Source organism: Xanthobacter sp. SG618, assembly GCF_012932745.1.
In the GTDB taxonomy this organism is placed as follows: Bacteria; Pseudomonadota; Alphaproteobacteria; order Rhizobiales; family Xanthobacteraceae; genus Xanthobacter; species Xanthobacter flavus.
In genome coordinates this window covers 381,907-398,057 of sequence record NZ_JABBHL010000001.1, presented here as the reverse complement: position 1 = coordinate 398,057, position 16,151 = coordinate 381,907, and the positions used below count along the sequence as shown (strand labels likewise).

Below are 16,151 nucleotides of genomic sequence, written 5' to 3'. Positions count from 1 at the left end.
GGCTGCTGGGCATCATGCAGTCGGCAGGCGGCAAGTGGATGCCCCGGACAAGCCGGGGCATGACGGCAGTGAAAAGCAAAGGCCGGGAGCGTTCGTTTCAATGCGTCGGCGCCGCCCGCAATCTCGCCACCGTCCCCTCCAGCCCCTCCCACGCCGGTGCATCCGGCGCGAATTTGGCGCGCATGTAGCGCACGAGGTCGGCCACCTGCGCGTTATCGAGGCTGTCGCGGAAGGCGGGCATGTCGCCCAGCTCCGGCGCGGCGGGCTTGGGGATGCCTTCGAGAATGACGCGGATGAGATTGTCCGGCCGGGCCGCATGGACATTGGTGTTCAGTGCCAGCGCCGGGCGCGCGCCGAACAGGGTCGGCCCCTCCGGCGCATGGCAGGCGGCGCAAGCGCCGGCGAACAGGCGGCCGCCCACCGTGTCCATGGGGCGGAGCGAGGCTTCGGCCTTCGCCTCCAGCGTCGCCGCCGTGACGGGATCGGCGATGGTGGGGCCGGAGAGCGAGGAGAGATAGACCGCCATGGCGCGCACGTCGGCGTCCGGCACTTCGGACAGCGCATGTACCACCGGCGCCATGGGGCCGGCCGCGGTGCCGTGGAAGCGGGAGAACCCGGTGCGCAGATAGGTGAAGAGCTCGTCCTCTGTCCAAGGAATGGGCGCCTTGGACAGCTCCGTGAGCGCCGGTGCCTCCCATCCGTCCGCGACGCCGCCGGCAAGGTAGGCCGCGCCGCCCTTTTCCGCCCCAAGCGCATTGCGCGGCGTATGGCAGGCACCGCAATGGCCGAGGCCTTCCACGAGATAGCGCCCCCGGTTCCATTGCGGCGAGCGCGCCGGTTCCGCCTGAAGCTGGCCAGGGCGGTGGAACAGGAAATTCCAGCCGGCCATCAGCGGGCGGATGTTGAAGGGAAAGGTCATCCGGTTTTCCGGCGGGGCCGCCGTCACCGCCGGTTGGGACATGAGGAAAGCGTAGAGCGCCTGCATGTCGGCATCGCTGATGCGGCTGAAGGCTGTGTAGGGGAAGGCGGGATAGAGGTGGCGTCCGTCCCGCCCTACGCCCTCGCGCATGGCACGCTCGAAGGCGGCATAGGACCATGCGCCGATGCCCGTCGTCACATCCGGCGTCAGATTGGTGGAATAGACCGTGCCGAAGGGCGTGTGCAGCGGCCGCCCGCCGGCATTGGCGATGCCGCCTTCCGCCGTGTGGCAGACCGCGCAATCCCCCAGCGCCGCCAGCACCTTGCCGCGCGCGATCATGTCCGCCGAGAAGGCGGCTGGATCGGGCGGGGCGATGGGGGCGATGGCGCCGCGAATGGGCAGCGCCAGCGTCGCCATGCCCAGAGCGCCGGCGAGCGCCGCGCCGGCCATGGCGAACCAGGGACGGCGCTTCCTCTCCTTCACCGGGCGGGGCGGGGCCTCGCCGGCCAGGGCCGCGCGCACGCGGTCCGGCGTGAAGGGCGGTTCGCGCAGGCGCACGCCGGTGGCGTCGAAAATGGCGTTGGCGATGGCCGCAGCGCTCGGCACAGAGGCGGATTCGCCGGAGCCCAAAGGCGGGTCGTCCGGCCGGGGCATAAGCACCACGTTGATGACCGGCACTTCCGGGAAGGTGAGGATGGGATAGGCACCCCACTCCCGGCTGGTCACCGCCTGCTCGTCGAAGGTCACCTGCTCCTTCAGCGCGCGCGAGGTGGACTGGATGACGTTGCCGTGGATCTGGTGCTCGATGCCCGCCGGGTTGATCATCAGCCCGGAATCCTGGCCCACGGTGACGCGCTTCACCGCCACGTCCCCGGTCGCCGTATTCACTTCCACATCCGCCACCCAGGCGGACCATGCGGCGCCGTAGCCGGGGAATTTGGAGTGGACATAGAGGGCATAGGCGAAGCCCTGCCCGCGCACGATGTCGCCCTCCACCACCTCCTGCCGCGGCCCGGTGCGCTTCTGCCAGCCGGCGCGCTCGGCGGTGGCTTTCACCAGGTCCACCGCGCGCGGATCGTGGAGGTGGCGCAGGCGATAATCCACCGGATCGACGCCGGCCGCCGCGGCCAGCTCGTCCACATAGCTCTCGTGGGCGAAGCTGTTGGGCAGGGCGGAGACGCCGCGCAGCCAAGAGGCGCGCACGATGGGCGCCACGTCGTCCACCGCCACGCGCATCACGTCATAGGCATAGGGCGGGATCGCGGTACGGTCGCCCATCTCGTAGACGGGATTGTCCGCCGGCACCCGGCCAGTCAGCAGCAGCGCGAGGGTGACGGCGGCGTTGGAGGGGTAGCGGGTGAGGAAATCGTAGAAGGCGGGTGTGCCGTCCGCGTTGATGCCGCCCTTCACCTCCATGAGCTGGCCGGCGCCCTTGGGCTCCCAGGCGTGCTCCTGCTCGCGGGTGAGCTGCACCCGCACCGGCCGGCCCACGGCGCGGGAGAGCAAGGCGGCATCGGCGGCCACGTCGTCCGCACAATTGCGGCCATAGCAGCCCGCCGCCTCGAAGCGGATGATCTCGATGTCCTCCTCGGGTAGCCCGAGCAGGAGGGAGATGTCGGTGCGCAGCCAATAGGGGTTCTGCGTGCCCGCCCAGATGGTCGCGCTGTCCTCGCGCACGTCGGCGACGGCGCAGGAGGGGCCGATGGAGGCGTGCATCTGGTAGGGCCAGACGTAAGTCGCCTCAAGCACCTGCGCGGCATCCGCGCGGGCGGTGTCCAGGTTGCCCTGTTCGTGGAGAAGGCGCGTCTTCGCCTTCTCGGCTCCGCGCAGGGCCTCCTCGGTGCGGGAGAGGTCGGGGAGGGCAGGGGTGTCCCGCCATTCGGCCTTCAGCACGCGGGCGGCCTCGGCGGCCTGTTCCTCGCGCTCGGCGACGACGCCGATGAAGTCGCCCATGGTGACGACCGCCACCACCCCCGGAACATGGGCGACGGAGTGCTCGTCCACCCGGATCAGGCTCTTGCCCACGAACGGCCCGGCATCGATGCCGGCATAAGGCGGGCGAACCACGCGGCCGTGCAGCATGCCCGGCACGCGCACGTCGTGGACATAGGTGAAGGTGCCCGTCGCCTTGGCCGGAATATCCACCCGCGGCACGCGGCGGCCGACGATGCGGTGCTCGCTCGCCGGCTTCACCGCCGTTTCCTGGTGGAGCATCAGCCGGTCGGCGCGGCCCTTGAGCAGGTCGGCATAGGAGAGGCCCGTGTTGCGCCCATCCTTTGGACGGACGATGCCCTCCTCCACCGCCAGCTTGTCGGCGGGAATGCTCAATGCCTCCGCCGCGAGCGTCACCAGATGGGCGCGGGCCTGCGCCGCCGCGTGGCGCAGCGGGCGGGCGGAGACCTGGATGGAATCGGAGGCGATGGTGCCGCCCTGGTTCGGCGCGACGCCGGTATGGCCGAGCACCATGGTGACGCGATCGAGCACCACATCCAGCTCCTCGGCGACGATCTGGGCCAGCGCCGTGCGGATGCCGGTGCCGAGGTCCACATGGCCGTTGAAGGCGGTGACGGTGCCGGTGTCGTCCACCAGCAGGAACAGGTCGAGGGCGCCGTCCTTCGGCGCTGCGCTCGGCACGAGGCCGTGCACCACCTGCGCCGGCCGCAGGATGGCGAGATTACCGGTGGCGGCGAGCAGCGCCGCGGGATCGGGCCGCGGCTCGCTCACGGCTGGGCCTCCACGCTCTCGCTGGAACCGGCAGCCGCGCGCAGGACCGCGCGCAGGATCTCAACATGCGTCCCGCAACGGCACAGGTTGTAGCGCAGCGCCGCGCGGGCCTCGGCCTCGGTGGGGGAGGGATTGCGCGCGAGGAAAGCGACCGTGGTCATGATCATGCCGTTGAGACAATAGCCGCACTGGGCCGCCTGCTCGGCGATGAAGGCGGCCTGCACAGGGTGCAGCGTGCCCTGTGTCGCGAGCCCCTCCAGCGTCGTCACTGCGCGCCCCTCGGCCGTGCCCAGCGTGGTGACGCAGGAGCGCGTGGCGCGGCCATCCATCAGCACCGTGCAGGCGCCGCATTCCCCGAGGCCGCAGCCGAACTTGGGGCCGTTCAGCCCGAGGTCGTTGCGCAGCACGTAGATCAGCGGCGTCTCGCGCGGCAACGCGAAGGCGTGGGTTTCGCCGTTGACCTGGAGTAGGATGGGGGCGGACATCTCGAAGGAACCGCTCAGCCTTTGCCGCAAGAAACCGGGACCGGGACCGGCCCGCCACAGAGTGGATTGTTTCTATACTAATGATCGAGCGTCAAGCGCGCGGGACGCTCAAAACGCAGGCTCCCGGCGGCCGCCCGAAGCGCGGGGGCGGCGGAAAAATGCTGCAAGCGCAAAAGAATGACAGCAGTGCTGCCTCTTCGTGCGGCCTGCCCGTTCCTTGTGCTTGACACTCGGGGCCGACGCGATTTTCATTAGTGTACATATGAAATCGGATGCCCCCGACGCGGGGCCGGAGCCGGGGTCCCATGGCCGAAGAGTCCACCATCACCGCCCGCGCCGAGGATGACAAGATCCGCTGCGATGCGTGCCCGGTCATGTGTTACATCCGGCCCGGCCTCACTGGCGCCTGCGACCGCTACGCCAACCGCGACGGCGAACTGATCCGCGTCGATCCCCACATCGTCCTCGACCGCACCCTGGCGCAGGGCGGGAAGGTTGTGCCTTTCGATCGCGGCGGCGACTGGGACGGGCGGCTCGTGGCGGGCGGTGAGTCCTTCGTCACCGCCGTGGGCTCCGGCACCACCTATCCCGACTACAAGCCCGCGCCCTTCATCGTCTCCGCCGAAGTGAACGGCGTGGACATGGTGACCGTCGTCACCGAAGGCATCTTCAGCTATGCCGGCGCGAAGGTGAAGATCGACACGGATCGCTTCCTCGGCCCCGAGCAGTCGGCGGTCCGGGTGGACGGCGAGGCGGTGGGCCATGTCACCACCAGCGAATACGGCTCGCAGATGCTGTCGCTCGGCGGTGTGCATCACCTCACCGGCGGCTCCAAGAAGGAAGGCCGCGTCACTTGCGAGGCGCTGCTGGAGCTGTGCAACGGCAAGGCCGTGGAACTCGCCATCGACGGCGGCGCCACCCTCGTGGTGCAGGCCGGCAAGCCGCCCATCGTGAACGGCGCCGAGGAGGCGCGCATGCGGGTGGGCTGCGGCTCCGCCACCATCGGCATGTTCGCCAAGCAGTGGCACGGGAAGGTGGACGAGGTGGTGGTGGTGGACGACCACATCACCGGCGTCCTCTCCGAGCATCAGGCCGGCAAGCTCCTGGGCATTCGTGATACCGGCATCCGCATGAAGGGCCGCCGGTCCACGCCCGGCCGCTACTTCCAGGTGGCCGAGCCGGGTCTCGGCTGGGGCGGCACCAACATTTCCGATCCGCTCTCCATCCTCGGCGCGTTCGACGCCAAGCTGGCGTGGCCGGGCCTGCGCCTGCTGCTCGTCTCCACCACCGGCGAGCACTACGGCTATTACGTGCTCGACGAGCATCTGGTGCCCGTTGAAACCGAAGTCCCCGCCGATCTCTATCCCTCCGTGGAGCGCATCCGCGAGAATTGCGAGCCGGCGCTCGCCTCCGTGCTGTTCATGGCCGGTGCCGGCGGCTCGCTGCGCGCGGGGGTGACGGAAAATCCGGTGCGGCTGACCCGCTCGGTGAAGGATTCCATCACCCGCGTCACCTGCGGCGGCGCGCCTGTCTATGTCTGGCCGGGCGGCGGCATCACCTTCATGGTGGATGTGACCCACGTGCCGGAGAACGGCTTCGGCTATGTGCCGACCCCGGCGCTGGTGGCGCCCATCGAATTCACGCTGCCGCTCGCCGCCTATGCGGCGCTGGGCGGGCATATGGACCATGTGCGCCCGGCAACCTCGGTGATCGAGCGCGAGGCGGTGCGCGAGATGGCGCCCTTCTCCGATATTCCGTGGCCGCTGGCGGCCCGGTCGCAGGGCTGAGGCCATGCTGCGCCCCGCCGACATCCCCGCTCAAGCGCCCCGGGCCGCGATTCCTGCCGCGACGCCCGCGATGCCGGTGCAGCGGCGCCTGCCGCAGGCGGGGCTGCTGGCGGACGGGCGTCGGCTGCATCTCAATGACGGCCCCATCGACCTCGTGATCGAGGCCGATGGCCCGGCGGATGTGGTGGCCTCCGCCTATCGCGCGGCGACCGAACGTCTCGCGGGCCTTCTCGATACGCTGTGCGGAGAACTCTCCTTGCTTCGCCGGCCTGCCCATCCCGGGCCTTGCCCCCTTCAGGGCCCGGTGGCGCGACGCATGTGGGCGGCGGTGTCGCCCCATGCGCGCGCCGTTTTCATCACCCCCATGGCGGCCGTCGCCGGGGCGGTGGCGGAAGAGGTGCTCGCCGCCATGGTGCGGCCGGGCCTCACCCGCGCCTTCGTCAACAATGGCGGCGACATCGCGCTTTATCTTTCGCCCGGCACCGAGCTGGTGGCGGGTATCGTGGATCGGCCGGACCGCCCGCGCGTGGTCGGCTCTGCCCGCATCACGGCGGATGGCCCGGTGCGCGGCATCGCCACCTCGGGCTGGCGCGGGCGTAGCTTCTCTCTCGGCATCGCCGATGCCGTGACCGTGCTGGCGCCCACCGCCGCGGCGGCGGATGCGGCGGCCACCGTCATCGCCAATGCGGTGAACCTGCCCGCCCATCCCGGCATCGTCCGCGTGCCGGCGCGCGAGGTGCTGCCCGACAGCGATCTCGGCCTGCTGAAAGTGACGCGCCACGTGCCGGAACTGACGCCCGCCGAGCGGGACGAGGCGCTGGCCGAAGGCCTCGCGGTTGCCGGCGCGCTGGTGGCGCGCGGCCTCATCACCGCCGCTGCGCTGCACCTGCAGGGTGCCAGCGTCTCCACCTGTCCGGTGGGGGATGCCGCAGTGTCATCCCGTCCCATTACCCTTTCTCCAGTTACCTTTGCCGCAGAACAAGAAAGAGGCGTCGCCCATGCCTGAGGTCAAGATCCGCAAGCAGGTCCGCATCCTGGAGGAGATCTTCCACGAGGGCGGCCCCGCCGCCGCCACCCCGCGCAAGCGCGGCGCCATCGTGACGGTGATCGAGAACCCGTTCGCCGGCCGCTATGTGGAAGACATCGCCGGCTTCATGGAAGACCTGAAGCCGCTGGGCGCCGCCATGGCCAAGGAACTCCTTGCCGCGCTTGGCGGTGATGCCAAGGCCATCGACGGCTACGGCAAGGGCGCCATCGTCGGCGCCGCCGGCGAGATCGAGCACGGCGCGCTCTGGCACGTGCCGGGCGGCTACGCCATGCGTGAGGCGCTGGGCGATGCAAAGGCCATCGTGCCTTCCACCAAGAAGGTGGGCGGACCGGGCACAAGGCTCGATGTGCCGGTGACCCATGTGAACGCCTCCTACGTGCGCTCGCATTTCGACGCCATGGAAGTGGGCGTGTCCGACGCCCCCAAGGCCGACGAGATCGCGCTTGTGTTGGTCATGACCTGCGGCCCGCGCGTCCATGCCCGCGTCGGTGGCCTCGCGGCGGAAGCCATCAAGGGCGAGGACGGCCTGCGATGAGCGCGAACATCCGCAAGATCGTCACCATCGTCGAGGAGACGCGGACCGAGATGGGCCGCCCCGTCTCCCCGCCCACCCGTCGCGCGGCGGCCATTGCGGTGATCGAGAACCCGTTCGCCGGCCGCTATGTGGAAGACCTCGCCGACCTCATCGCCATGGGCGACGAGCTGGGCGGCCTCCTCGCCCGGAAGGCGGTGGAGGCGCTCGGCATCGAGGGGCCAGCGGCCGAGAGCTACGGCAAGGCGGCGCTGGTGGGCGAGAATGGCGAGCTGGAGCACGCCGCCGCTTTGCTGCACCCCAAGATGGGCGCGCCGGTGCGCGCTGTGCTGGGCAAGGGCGCGGCGCTCATCCCCTCGTCCAAGCGGCGCGGCGGCCTCGGGGCTGAACTGGACATCCCGCTCGGCCACAAGGATGCGGCCTTCGTGCGCAGCCATTTCGACGGCATGATCGTCAGCGTGTCGGATGCGCCGCGGGCGAACGAGATCGTGGTCGCCGTGGCGGTCACGGATTCCGGCCGGCCGCTGCCGCGCGTCGGCGGACTGAAGAAGGACGAGATCAAGGGCGAGGACGGGCTGAGATAGGCCACGTCCCGCACGCGGACGGTTCATGGGAAATCATAAAAGGGGAATGGACATGAAGAAGCTGGTCGCGGCATCCCTCGCCGCTCTCCTCCTCGCCGCAGGCGGGGCGCGGGCGCAGCAGGGCGAGATCAAGGTAGGCGAGATCAATTCCTATTCGGCGCTGCCCGCCTTTCTCGATCCCTATCGCAAGGGGATGGATCTGGCGCTGAAGGAAGTGAACGATGCCGGTGGCATCAAGGGCAAGAAGCTCGTCATCATCTCCAAGGACGACGGCGGCAAGCCGGCCGATGCGCTCACTGCCGCCAACGAGCTGGTCTCGCGCGACGGCGTGGTGATGATCGCCGGCGGCTTCCTCTCCAATGTCGGCCTCGCGCTCGCCGACTTCGCCAAGCAGAAGCAGGTGATGTACCTGGCCGCCGAGCCGCTCACCGACGCGCTCGTCTGGTCGAAGGGCAACGACTACACCTTCCGCCTGCGCACCTCGAACTACATGCAGGCCGCCATGCTGGCGGAAGAGGCGGCGAAGCTCCCGGCCAAGCGCTGGGCCACCATCGCCCCCAACTACGAGTTCGGCCAGTCCTTCGTCGCGGTGTTCAAGGAGCTTCTGAAGAAGCGCAAGCCGGACGTGGAGTTCGTCGCCGAGCAGTGGCCGCCGCTGAACAAGATCGACGCTGGCCCTGTGCTCCAGGCCATCGACGCCGCCAATCCCGAGGCCATCCTCAACGCCACCTTCGCCGGCGACCTCGTGAAGCTGGTGCGTGAGGGCAATACCCGCGGCATCTTCAAGAACCGCGTCGTGGTCAGCTATCTCACCGGCGAGCCGGAATATCTCGACCCGCTGAAGACCGAGACCCCCGAGGGCTGGATCGTCACCGGCTATCCCTGGTACGGCATCAAGACCGCCGAGCACCAGGCGTTCCTCGACGCCTACCAGCAGCTCCACAAGGACTATCCGCGCCTCGGCTCCATCGTTGGCTACTCGACCGTGAAGTCCATCGCCGCGGCGCTGAAGGCGACCGACGACTACTCCACCGCCGGCCTCGTCAAGGCGATGAAGAACCTCAAGGTCTCCACCCCCTTCGGCGATGTCGTCTACCGGGCGGCCGACCACCAGTCGACCATGGGCGCCTATATCGGCACGACCTCGCAGAAGGACGGGCAGGGCATCATGGTGAACTTCCAGTTCAAGCCCGGTGCCGACTATCTGCCGAGCGAAGCCGAAGCCGCGAAGCTGCGCCCGGCGAACTGAGGGCGGCCTTCGTCGGTCGTCACGATGCGAACCCTCTCCCCTCGCGGGAGAGGGCAGGGTGAGGGGGAGGGGCATCGGAATTCCGGTGCCGCCCTTCTTGCCCGGCGCCTGACCCCCTCACCCCGATCCCTCTCCCGCAAGGGGAGAGGGGGGGCAAACACGGCGCGGGCGGCGCCAGTCAGCCGCCCCCGCATAATCGGCCCCGGCCCTCGACGGCAGGTGGTCCAAAAAGACCAAAACTCCCAGCAGGTGAACGAGAGGCTGAAGCCGTGGAATTTCTTCTGGTCCAGGCCCTGAGCGGGCTCGCCAGCGCCGCGTCGCTGTTTCTGGTGGCGTCGGGACTGTCGATCATCTTCGGCGTCACGCGCATCGTGAACTTCGCCCATGGCGCCTTCTATATGCTGGGCGCCTATGTGGCCTACACGCTGACGACGCGCTTTGCCGGGCCGCTCGGCTTCTGGGGCGCTATCGTCGCGGCGGCGATCATCGTCGCGATCCTCGGCGCGCTGATGGAGATGGTGCTGCTGCGGCGCATCTATCAGGCGCCGGAACTCTTCCAGCTCCTCGCCACCTTCGGCGTGACGCTGATGGTGCAGGACCTCGTTGTGGTGATCTGGGGGCCGGAAGACCTGCTCGGCCCGCGCGCCCCCGGCTTCACCGGCGCCATAAGCCTGTTCGGCCGCATGGTGCCCACCTACGATCTCTTCATGATGACCCTCGGCCCGGTGGTGCTCGGCATCCTCTGGCTGCTGTTCCACAAGACCCGCTGGGGCGTGCTGGTGCGCGCAGCGACGCAGGACCGTGAGATGGTCGCGGCGCTGGGCGTGAACCAGAAATGGCTGTTCACCGGCGTGTTCGCGCTGGGCGTCTTCCTCGCCGCCCTCGGCGGCGCGTTGCAGATCCCGCGCACCACGGTCACCCATGCCATGGACCTCTCCATCATCGTGGAGGTGTTCGTGGTGGTGGTGATCGGCGGCCTCGGCTCGGTGACGGGCGCGTTCGTCGCCGCCATCATCGTCGCCGAGCTGAACGCCTTCGGCATTCTCATCCTGCCCCAGATCTCGCTCATCACCGTCTTCCTGGTGATGGCGGTGGTGCTGGTGGTGCGGCCCTGGGGCCTGTTCGGCAAGCCGGAGACCGCGCCCCGCACTGCCGCGGGCCTCACCATCCGTCCCTGGCGCCCCTTCACGCAGATGGAGCGGGCCGGCGTGGCGCTGGTGGTGGTCGCCGTGGCTGCGCTGCCCTTCTTCCTCGGCAACTATGCCCTCACGGTGGGCGCGGAAATCCTCATCTACGTGCTGTTCGCGGCCAGCCTGCATTTCATGATGACGGTGGGCGGTCTCGCCTCCTTCGGCCACGCCGCCTATTTCGGCCTCGGCGCCTATGGCGCGGCCTTCCTGGTGAAATACATGGGCGCGCCCATGGAAGCGGCGCTGATCGTCGGCCCGCTGCTGGGCCTCGCCGGGGCGGTGCTGTTCGGCTGGTTCTGCGTGCGGCTCTCGGGCGTCTATTTCGCCATGCTGACGCTGGCCTTCGCGCAGATCGCCTGGTCCATCGCCTTCCAGTGGGTGGACGTGACCGGCGGCGACAACGGCCTGCTCGGCATCTGGCCGGCGAGCTGGGCGTCGCGGCCGGCCGGCTTCTTCTGGCTGGCGCTGGGCATCGCGGTGGTGGGTGTCGCCGTGCTCAGGATGCTCGTGTTCTCGCCGTTCGGCTATGGGCTGAGAGCGGTGCGCGACAGCGCGCTGCGCTCCGAGGCCATCGGCCTCAACCGGCAGCGGATGCAATGGGCGGCCTTCATCGTCGCCGGCACCTTCGCCGGGCTGGCGGGCGCGCTGTTCGCCTTCCTCAAGGGCTCTGTCTTCCCCGATTACATGGCCATCCCCACCTCGGTGGACGGCCTCGTGATGGTGCTGCTCGGCGGTGTCGAGACGGTCTCCGGCGCGGTGGTGGGCGCGGTACTCTACAAGGCGCTCGCCATCTGGCTGATGAGCCAGACCGACCTCTCCAAGCTGGTGCTGGGCGGCGTCATCGTTGTCATCGTGCTCGCCTTCCCCAAGGGGGTCGTGGGCTTCATCGAGGACCTGCGCCATCGCTGGCCCCGCAAGGGCAACGGCGCCGGTGCGCCGGTTGGCGCCACCAAAGCGGAGGCCGCGTGATGAGCCCGCTACTCGAAGTCAAAGACCTGATGAAGTCCTATGGCGGCGTCCATGCCGTGCGGGGCGTGTCCTTCACGGTGGAGGCGGGCCAGATGCTCGCCCTCATCGGCCCCAACGGCGCCGGCAAGAGCACCTGCTTCAACATGCTCAACGGCCAGATCCCGCCCGATGCCGGCACCGTGCGCATCGAGGGCAAGGACATCAAGGGCCTGCCGCCGCGCGCCGTGTGGCGGCTCGGCGTCGGCCGCACCTTCCAGATCACCGCCACCTTCGCCTCCATGACGGTGCGCGAGAACGTGCAGGTGGCGCTCATCTCCTTCCACGGGCTCATCTCCCGCGTGTTCGGCTTCGCCGGTGCGGCCTGCCGGGAGGAGGCGGATGCGCTGCTCGCCCTCGTCGGCCTCACCACCCAGGCGGAGCGGCCGTGCGGGGAACTCGCCTATGGCGACCTGAAGCGGCTTGAACTGGCGGTGGCGCTGGCCAACCAGCCGCGCCTCCTCCTCATGGACGAGCCCACCGCCGGCATGGCGCCGCGCGAGCGCGTGGAGCTGATGCGCCTGACCGCCGAGATCGCCCGCGCCAAGGGCATCGGTGTGCTCTTCACCGAGCACGACATGGACGTGGTGTTCGAGCATGCCGACGAGGTGATGGTGCTCAATCGCGGCCAGCTCATCGCCCGCGGCACTCCGGCCGAGGTGCGGCGCGACCCGCAGGTGCGCGCCATCTATCTCGGCGAAGGACTGCTCTACGACGCACGGCACCGCGAGGGGACTGCGGCATGAAACTTCAGGTCTCGAACCTCAACAGCCATTACGGCCCCGCCCACATCCTCTATGACGTGGGCCTCGAGATCGGTGCCGGCGAGGTGGTGGCGCTGCTCGGCCGCAACGGGGCAGGCAAGAGCACGACCTTCCGCTCCATCGTTGGCCTCGTGCCCCAGCGCGAGGGCACGGTGATGTTCGACGGCGCGGACGTCTCGCGCCTGCCGACCTACGAGATCGTGCGGCGCGGCCTCGGCTACGTGCCGGAGGACCGGCGCATTTTCAGCCATCTGACGGTGGAGGAGAATTTCGAGGTGGGCCGGCAGGCGCCGCGCCCGGGCGTCGCCACCTGGACGCCGGACATGCTCTACAAGCTCTTCCCCAACCTCGGCGAGATGCGGAAGCGGCCCGGCGGGCAGATGAGTGGCGGCGAGCAGCAGATGCTCACCATCGGCCGCACCTTGATGGGCAACCCCTCCCTCGTGCTGCTGGATGAGCCATCCGAGGGCCTCGCGCCCAAGATCGTGGAGCAGATGGCCGACGCCATCCTTGCCATGAAGGGGGAGGGGCTCTCGGTGGTCATCTCCGAGCAGAACCTGCATTTCGCCAAGCTGATCTCGGATCGCGCCTACATCATCGAGAAGGGCCGCATCCGCTTTTCCGGTACCATCGCGGATCTGGAGGCAAATCCGGAAATCCGCGACGCCTATCTGGCGGTCTGAGCCATGGCGTCCGAAGTCAAGCCTGTGCGAACCCCGCGCGCCCGCAAGGCCCTGCCGGCGCCGGTGAACAGCCCGGCACATGATGCCGCCCCCCTGCAGGTCCGCCGGCCCGTGCGGCGCACGCGGACCAATGCGCCCTACGTGCTGGACGAACAGGTGGGCTTCATGCTGCGCCAGGTGGGCCAGCGCCACGCCGCCATCTTCGCCGCGCGCATCGGCGACGATCTGACCATGACCCAGTGGGCGGCCCTGTCGAAGCTCGCCGAGACCGGCCCCTGCTCGCAGAACCTCCTCGGGCGACTCACCGCCATGGATGCCGCCACCATCAAGGGCGTGGTGGACCGCCTCGTGCGCCGCGGCTTCGTGGAGACCCGGCCGGACACCGAGGACGGCCGCTTGCTGGTGGTGGTGCTCACCTCCGCCGGTGAGGAGGCCGTGGCGCGCGCCAGCGTGAACGCCTTCGCCATCACCGAGGAAACGCTTGCGCCGCTGGATGCCGCCGAGCGCGCCATGCTTCTGAAGCTGCTGGACCGGCTGCGCTAGGCGCCGCGTCCATCATCCCGAGAGAGGGATTCGTGCCGCGCGCCTCTGCGCGGCTCGGACGGCTGCGCGCGACCTTCCCGATGGTAAAATGCGCGCTTCTGTCGCAGCGCGTCAACGTCAGCCAAGCCATGGGCTGAACCCTCGCCAACCTCTTGTTTCGCGCGCGAAATCAGGCGTATGGCTGCCCAATTGATAGATTGAAGCTATCGATATCGCGAAACTTATCTATTTCACTTATGGCATCGGCCCCCATATGTTGCACTGCGATGGCTTCGGCCCGTCGTAGCGCAAACACCCCATCGAGGAATTGCCATGTCGCTCGTCAATACTAAGATCAAGCCTTTCACGACGCAGGCTTTCAAGGATGGCAAGTTCATCCAGGTTTCGGACACCGATCTTGCCGGCAAGTGGGCCGTCTTCTTCTTCTACCCGGCCGACTTCACCTTCGTCTGCCCGACCGAGCTGGGCGATCTTGCCGATCACTATGGCGAGTTCCAGAAGCTCGGCGTCGAGATCTACTCGGTCTCCACCGACACACACTTCACTCACAAGGCGTGGCACGATTCCTCCGAGACCATCGGCAAGGTGAAGTACACCATGCTCGGTGACCCGGCCGGCGTGATCACCAACAACTTCGGCGTGATGCGCGAAGGCCAAGGCCTCGCCGACCGCGGCACCTTCGTGGTGGACCCGAACGGCGTCATCCAGGCCGTGGAAGTCACCGCCGAGGGCATCGGCCGTGACGCCGCCGACCTGTTGCGGAAGATCAAGGCTGCCCAGTACGTCGCCTCCCATCCTGGCGAGGTCTGCCCTGCCAAGTGGCAGGAAGGCGAGAAGACGCTGGCGCCCTCCCTCGATCTCGTCGGCAAGATCTGAGGTTTTACGACCCGATCCGGCCTTGAGGCTTTTGCCTTGAGGCCCCACCGGCTCCCGAAAGGGAGGCGCCCCGACCGTCCGCCGCGGCCTTGAGCCTGCGGCGGACGTGGCCCGTTTGTTTCCCGTCGGACCGAAGGTTCGGCGCGCATTGCCTGCCGGAGGATTGCCATGCTCGACTCTGCCATGAAGACCCAGCTCAAGGCCTATCTGGAGCGCGTGGTCCGCCCCGTCGAAATCACCGCCGCGGTGGATGGCGGGCCGAAGTCGAAGGAAATGAGCGAGCTTCTGGCCGATATCGCCGAGCTGTCCGACAAGATCACCGTGCGGGAGCACCAGGAGCCGGGCGCGCGCGTGCCGTCCTTCTCCCTGTCGAGCCCCGGCCACGACATTTCCCTCACCTTCGCCGGCCTGCCCATGGGCCACGAATTCACCTCCCTCGTGCTGGCGCTGCTGCAGGTGGGCGGCTATCCGCCCAAGGTGGAGGAGGCGGTCATCGAGCAGGTGAAGGCGCTCGACGGCGACTTCGTGTTCGAGACCTATTTCTCCCAGTCCTGCCAGAACTGCCCGGACGTGGTGCAGGCGCTGAACCTGATGGCCGTGCTGAACCCGCGGGTGAAGCATGTGGCCGTCGACGGCGCGCTGTTTCAGGCTGAGGTCGATGCGCGGCAGGTGATGAGTGTGCCCACCGTCTATCTCAACGGCGAGGTCTTCGGACAGGGCCGCATGGGCATCGAGGAGATCGTCGCTAAGCTCGACACCGGCGCGGCCGCCCGCGACGCCAAGCGCATGGGTGAGATGAACCGCTTCGACGTGCTGGTGGTGGGCGGTGGCCCGGCCGGCGCCACGGCGGCGGTCTATGCCGCCCGCAAGGGCATCCGCACCGGCGTCGCCGCCGAGCGCTTCGGCGGGCAGGTGCTGGACACCATGGCCATCGAGAATTTCATCTCCGTTCCCTACACCGAGGGGCCGAAGCTCGCCGCCGCGCTGGAGCAGCACGTGCGCGAGTATGAGGTGGAGATCCTGAACCTCCAGCGCGCCGTCAAGCTCGTTCCGGGCAAGGACGTGGTGGAGGTGGAGTTTGCCAACGGAGCCAGCCTGCGCTCGCGCACCGTCATCCTCGCCACCGGCGCCCGCTGGCGGCAGATGAACGTGCCCGGCGAGGACGCCTATCGCAACAAGGGCGTGGCCTACTGCCCCCATTGCGACGGTCCGCTGTTCAAGGGCAAGCGCGTGGCGGTCATCGGCGGCGGCAATTCCGGCGTGGAAGCGGCCATCGACCTCGCCGGCATCGTCGCCCACGTCACGCTGATCGAGTTCGACAGCGCGCTGCGCGCCGATGACGTGCTCCAGCGCAAGCTCAAGAGCCTGTCCAACGTCACCATCCTGACCTCCGCCCGCACCACCGAGGTGCTGGGCGACGGCCAGAAGGTGAGCGGCCTTACCTACGAGAACCGCAACACCGGCGACATCCACAAGGTGGAGCTGGAAGGCATCTTCGTGCAGATCGGCCTCCTGCCCAACACCGAGTGGCTCAAGGGCGTGGTGGACCTCTCTCCGCGCGGCGAGATCGTCGTGGACGCCCACGGCCAGACCTCGGTGCCCGGCGTGTTCGCGGCCGGCGACTGCACCACGGTGCCCTACAAGCAGATCGTGATCGCGCTGGGCGAAGGAGCGAAGGCCTCGCTCTCCGCCTTCGATCACCTCATCCGCACCAGCGCCCCCGCAGAGGACAAGGAGGCGGCCGTCAGGGCCGCCTGACCGG

The 16,151-nt window shown here is 68.7% G+C and carries 13 protein-coding genes; 11 read left to right on the top strand and 2 right to left on the bottom strand.

Annotated elements, in window-relative coordinates; translation table 11 throughout:
- Positions 1-97: 97 nt before the first annotated feature.
- Together FHT36_RS01955 and FHT36_RS01950 are read right to left on the bottom strand one after the other, a co-directional pair.
- On the bottom strand, positions 98-3,643 hold the full coding sequence (locus FHT36_RS01955) for a molybdopterin cofactor-binding domain-containing protein (RefSeq protein WP_348644365.1): 3,546 nt from the start codon (positions 3,641-3,643) through the stop codon (positions 98-100).
- Positions 3,640-4,128, bottom strand: a complete 489-nt coding sequence (locus FHT36_RS01950; protein ID WP_169120656.1) for a (2Fe-2S)-binding protein — start codon at positions 4,126-4,128, stop codon at positions 3,640-3,642. The genes FHT36_RS01955 and FHT36_RS01950 overlap by 4 nt, the downstream gene beginning before the upstream one ends.
- Positions 4,129-4,433: 305 nt before the next feature.
- On the opposite strand from FHT36_RS01950, the gene FHT36_RS01945 reads away from it, so the two are divergent.
- The 11 genes from FHT36_RS01945 (at position 4,434) to ahpF (ending at position 16,147) form a co-directional block, all read left to right on the top strand.
- Positions 4,434-5,915, top strand: a complete 1,482-nt coding sequence (locus FHT36_RS01945; protein ID WP_169120654.1) for a 6-hydroxynicotinate reductase — start codon at positions 4,434-4,436, stop codon at positions 5,913-5,915.
- Between the two features lie 70 nt (positions 5,916-5,985).
- Positions 5,986-6,921 carry a UPF0280 family protein gene (locus FHT36_RS01940; RefSeq protein WP_169121460.1) on the top strand — a complete coding sequence of 312 codons (936 nt, stop codon included), beginning with the start codon at positions 5,986-5,988 and terminating at the stop codon, positions 6,919-6,921.
- The gene (locus FHT36_RS01935) at positions 6,914-7,498 is read left to right on the top strand and encodes an amino acid synthesis family protein (RefSeq protein ID WP_029558411.1); all 585 of its coding nucleotides are present in this window, start codon (positions 6,914-6,916) and stop codon (positions 7,496-7,498) included. Before FHT36_RS01940 ends, FHT36_RS01935 begins: the two co-directional genes overlap by 8 nt.
- The gene (locus tag FHT36_RS01930; protein WP_169120651.1) at positions 7,495-8,079 is read left to right on the top strand and encodes an amino acid synthesis family protein; all 585 of its coding nucleotides are present in this window, start codon (positions 7,495-7,497) and stop codon (positions 8,077-8,079) included. Before FHT36_RS01935 ends, FHT36_RS01930 begins: the two co-directional genes overlap by 4 nt.
- A gap of 52 nt (positions 8,080-8,131) precedes the next feature.
- On the top strand, positions 8,132-9,328 hold the full coding sequence (locus FHT36_RS01925; RefSeq protein ID WP_169120649.1) for an ABC transporter substrate-binding protein: 1,197 nt from the start codon (positions 8,132-8,134) through the stop codon (positions 9,326-9,328).
- Between the two features lie 269 nt (positions 9,329-9,597).
- Positions 9,598-11,487 (top strand): ABC transporter permease, encoded by a 1,890-nt coding sequence (locus FHT36_RS01920; RefSeq protein WP_169120647.1) that lies wholly within the window; start codon positions 9,598-9,600, stop codon positions 11,485-11,487.
- Positions 11,487-12,269, top strand: a complete 783-nt coding sequence (locus tag FHT36_RS01915; protein ID WP_169120645.1) for an ABC transporter ATP-binding protein — start codon at positions 11,487-11,489, stop codon at positions 12,267-12,269. The genes FHT36_RS01920 and FHT36_RS01915 overlap by 1 nt, the downstream gene beginning before the upstream one ends.
- Positions 12,266-12,970 (top strand): ABC transporter ATP-binding protein, encoded by a 705-nt coding sequence (locus tag FHT36_RS01910; protein ID WP_169120643.1) that lies wholly within the window; start codon positions 12,266-12,268, stop codon positions 12,968-12,970. Before FHT36_RS01915 ends, FHT36_RS01910 begins: the two co-directional genes overlap by 4 nt.
- 3 nt (positions 12,971-12,973) lie before the next feature.
- Positions 12,974-13,513 carry a MarR family winged helix-turn-helix transcriptional regulator gene (locus FHT36_RS01905; protein ID WP_169120641.1) on the top strand — a complete coding sequence of 180 codons (540 nt, stop codon included), beginning with the start codon at positions 12,974-12,976 and terminating at the stop codon, positions 13,511-13,513.
- A gap of 312 nt (positions 13,514-13,825) precedes the next feature.
- The gene (gene ahpC, locus FHT36_RS01900; protein WP_024279157.1) at positions 13,826-14,389 is read left to right on the top strand and encodes an alkyl hydroperoxide reductase subunit C; all 564 of its coding nucleotides are present in this window, start codon (positions 13,826-13,828) and stop codon (positions 14,387-14,389) included.
- A 168-nt stretch (positions 14,390-14,557) separates the two neighbouring features.
- Positions 14,558-16,147, top strand: coding sequence for an alkyl hydroperoxide reductase subunit F (gene ahpF / locus FHT36_RS01895; protein WP_169120639.1), 1,590 nt, complete (start codon positions 14,558-14,560; stop codon positions 16,145-16,147).
- The last annotated feature ends 4 nt before the right edge of the window (positions 16,148-16,151 follow it).

Bases quoted from the DNA above. Each gene is read 5' to 3' on its own strand.
- FHT36_RS01950 (WP_169120656.1), bottom strand. From the start codon at position 4,128: ATGTCCGCCCCCATCCTACTCCAGGTCAACGGCGAAACCCACGCCTTC.
- FHT36_RS01945 (WP_169120654.1), top strand. From the start codon at position 4,434: ATGGCCGAAGAGTCCACCATCACCGCCCGCGCCGAGGATGACAAGATC.
- ahpC (WP_024279157.1), top strand. From the start codon at position 13,826: ATGTCGCTCGTCAATACTAAGATCAAGCCTTTCACGACGCAGGCTTTC.
- FHT36_RS01940 (WP_169121460.1), top strand. From the start codon at position 5,986: ATGCCGGTGCAGCGGCGCCTGCCGCAGGCGGGGCTGCTGGCGGACGGG.
- FHT36_RS01905 (WP_169120641.1), top strand. From the start codon at position 12,974: ATGGCGTCCGAAGTCAAGCCTGTGCGAACCCCGCGCGCCCGCAAGGCC.
- FHT36_RS01925 (WP_169120649.1), top strand. From the start codon at position 8,132: ATGAAGAAGCTGGTCGCGGCATCCCTCGCCGCTCTCCTCCTCGCCGCA.
- FHT36_RS01915 (WP_169120645.1), top strand. From the start codon at position 11,487: ATGAGCCCGCTACTCGAAGTCAAAGACCTGATGAAGTCCTATGGCGGC.
- FHT36_RS01930 (WP_169120651.1), top strand. From the start codon at position 7,495: ATGAGCGCGAACATCCGCAAGATCGTCACCATCGTCGAGGAGACGCGG.
- FHT36_RS01935 (WP_029558411.1), top strand. From the start codon at position 6,914: ATGCCTGAGGTCAAGATCCGCAAGCAGGTCCGCATCCTGGAGGAGATC.
- ahpF (WP_169120639.1), top strand. From the start codon at position 14,558: ATGCTCGACTCTGCCATGAAGACCCAGCTCAAGGCCTATCTGGAGCGC.
- FHT36_RS01910 (WP_169120643.1), top strand. From the start codon at position 12,266: ATGAAACTTCAGGTCTCGAACCTCAACAGCCATTACGGCCCCGCCCAC.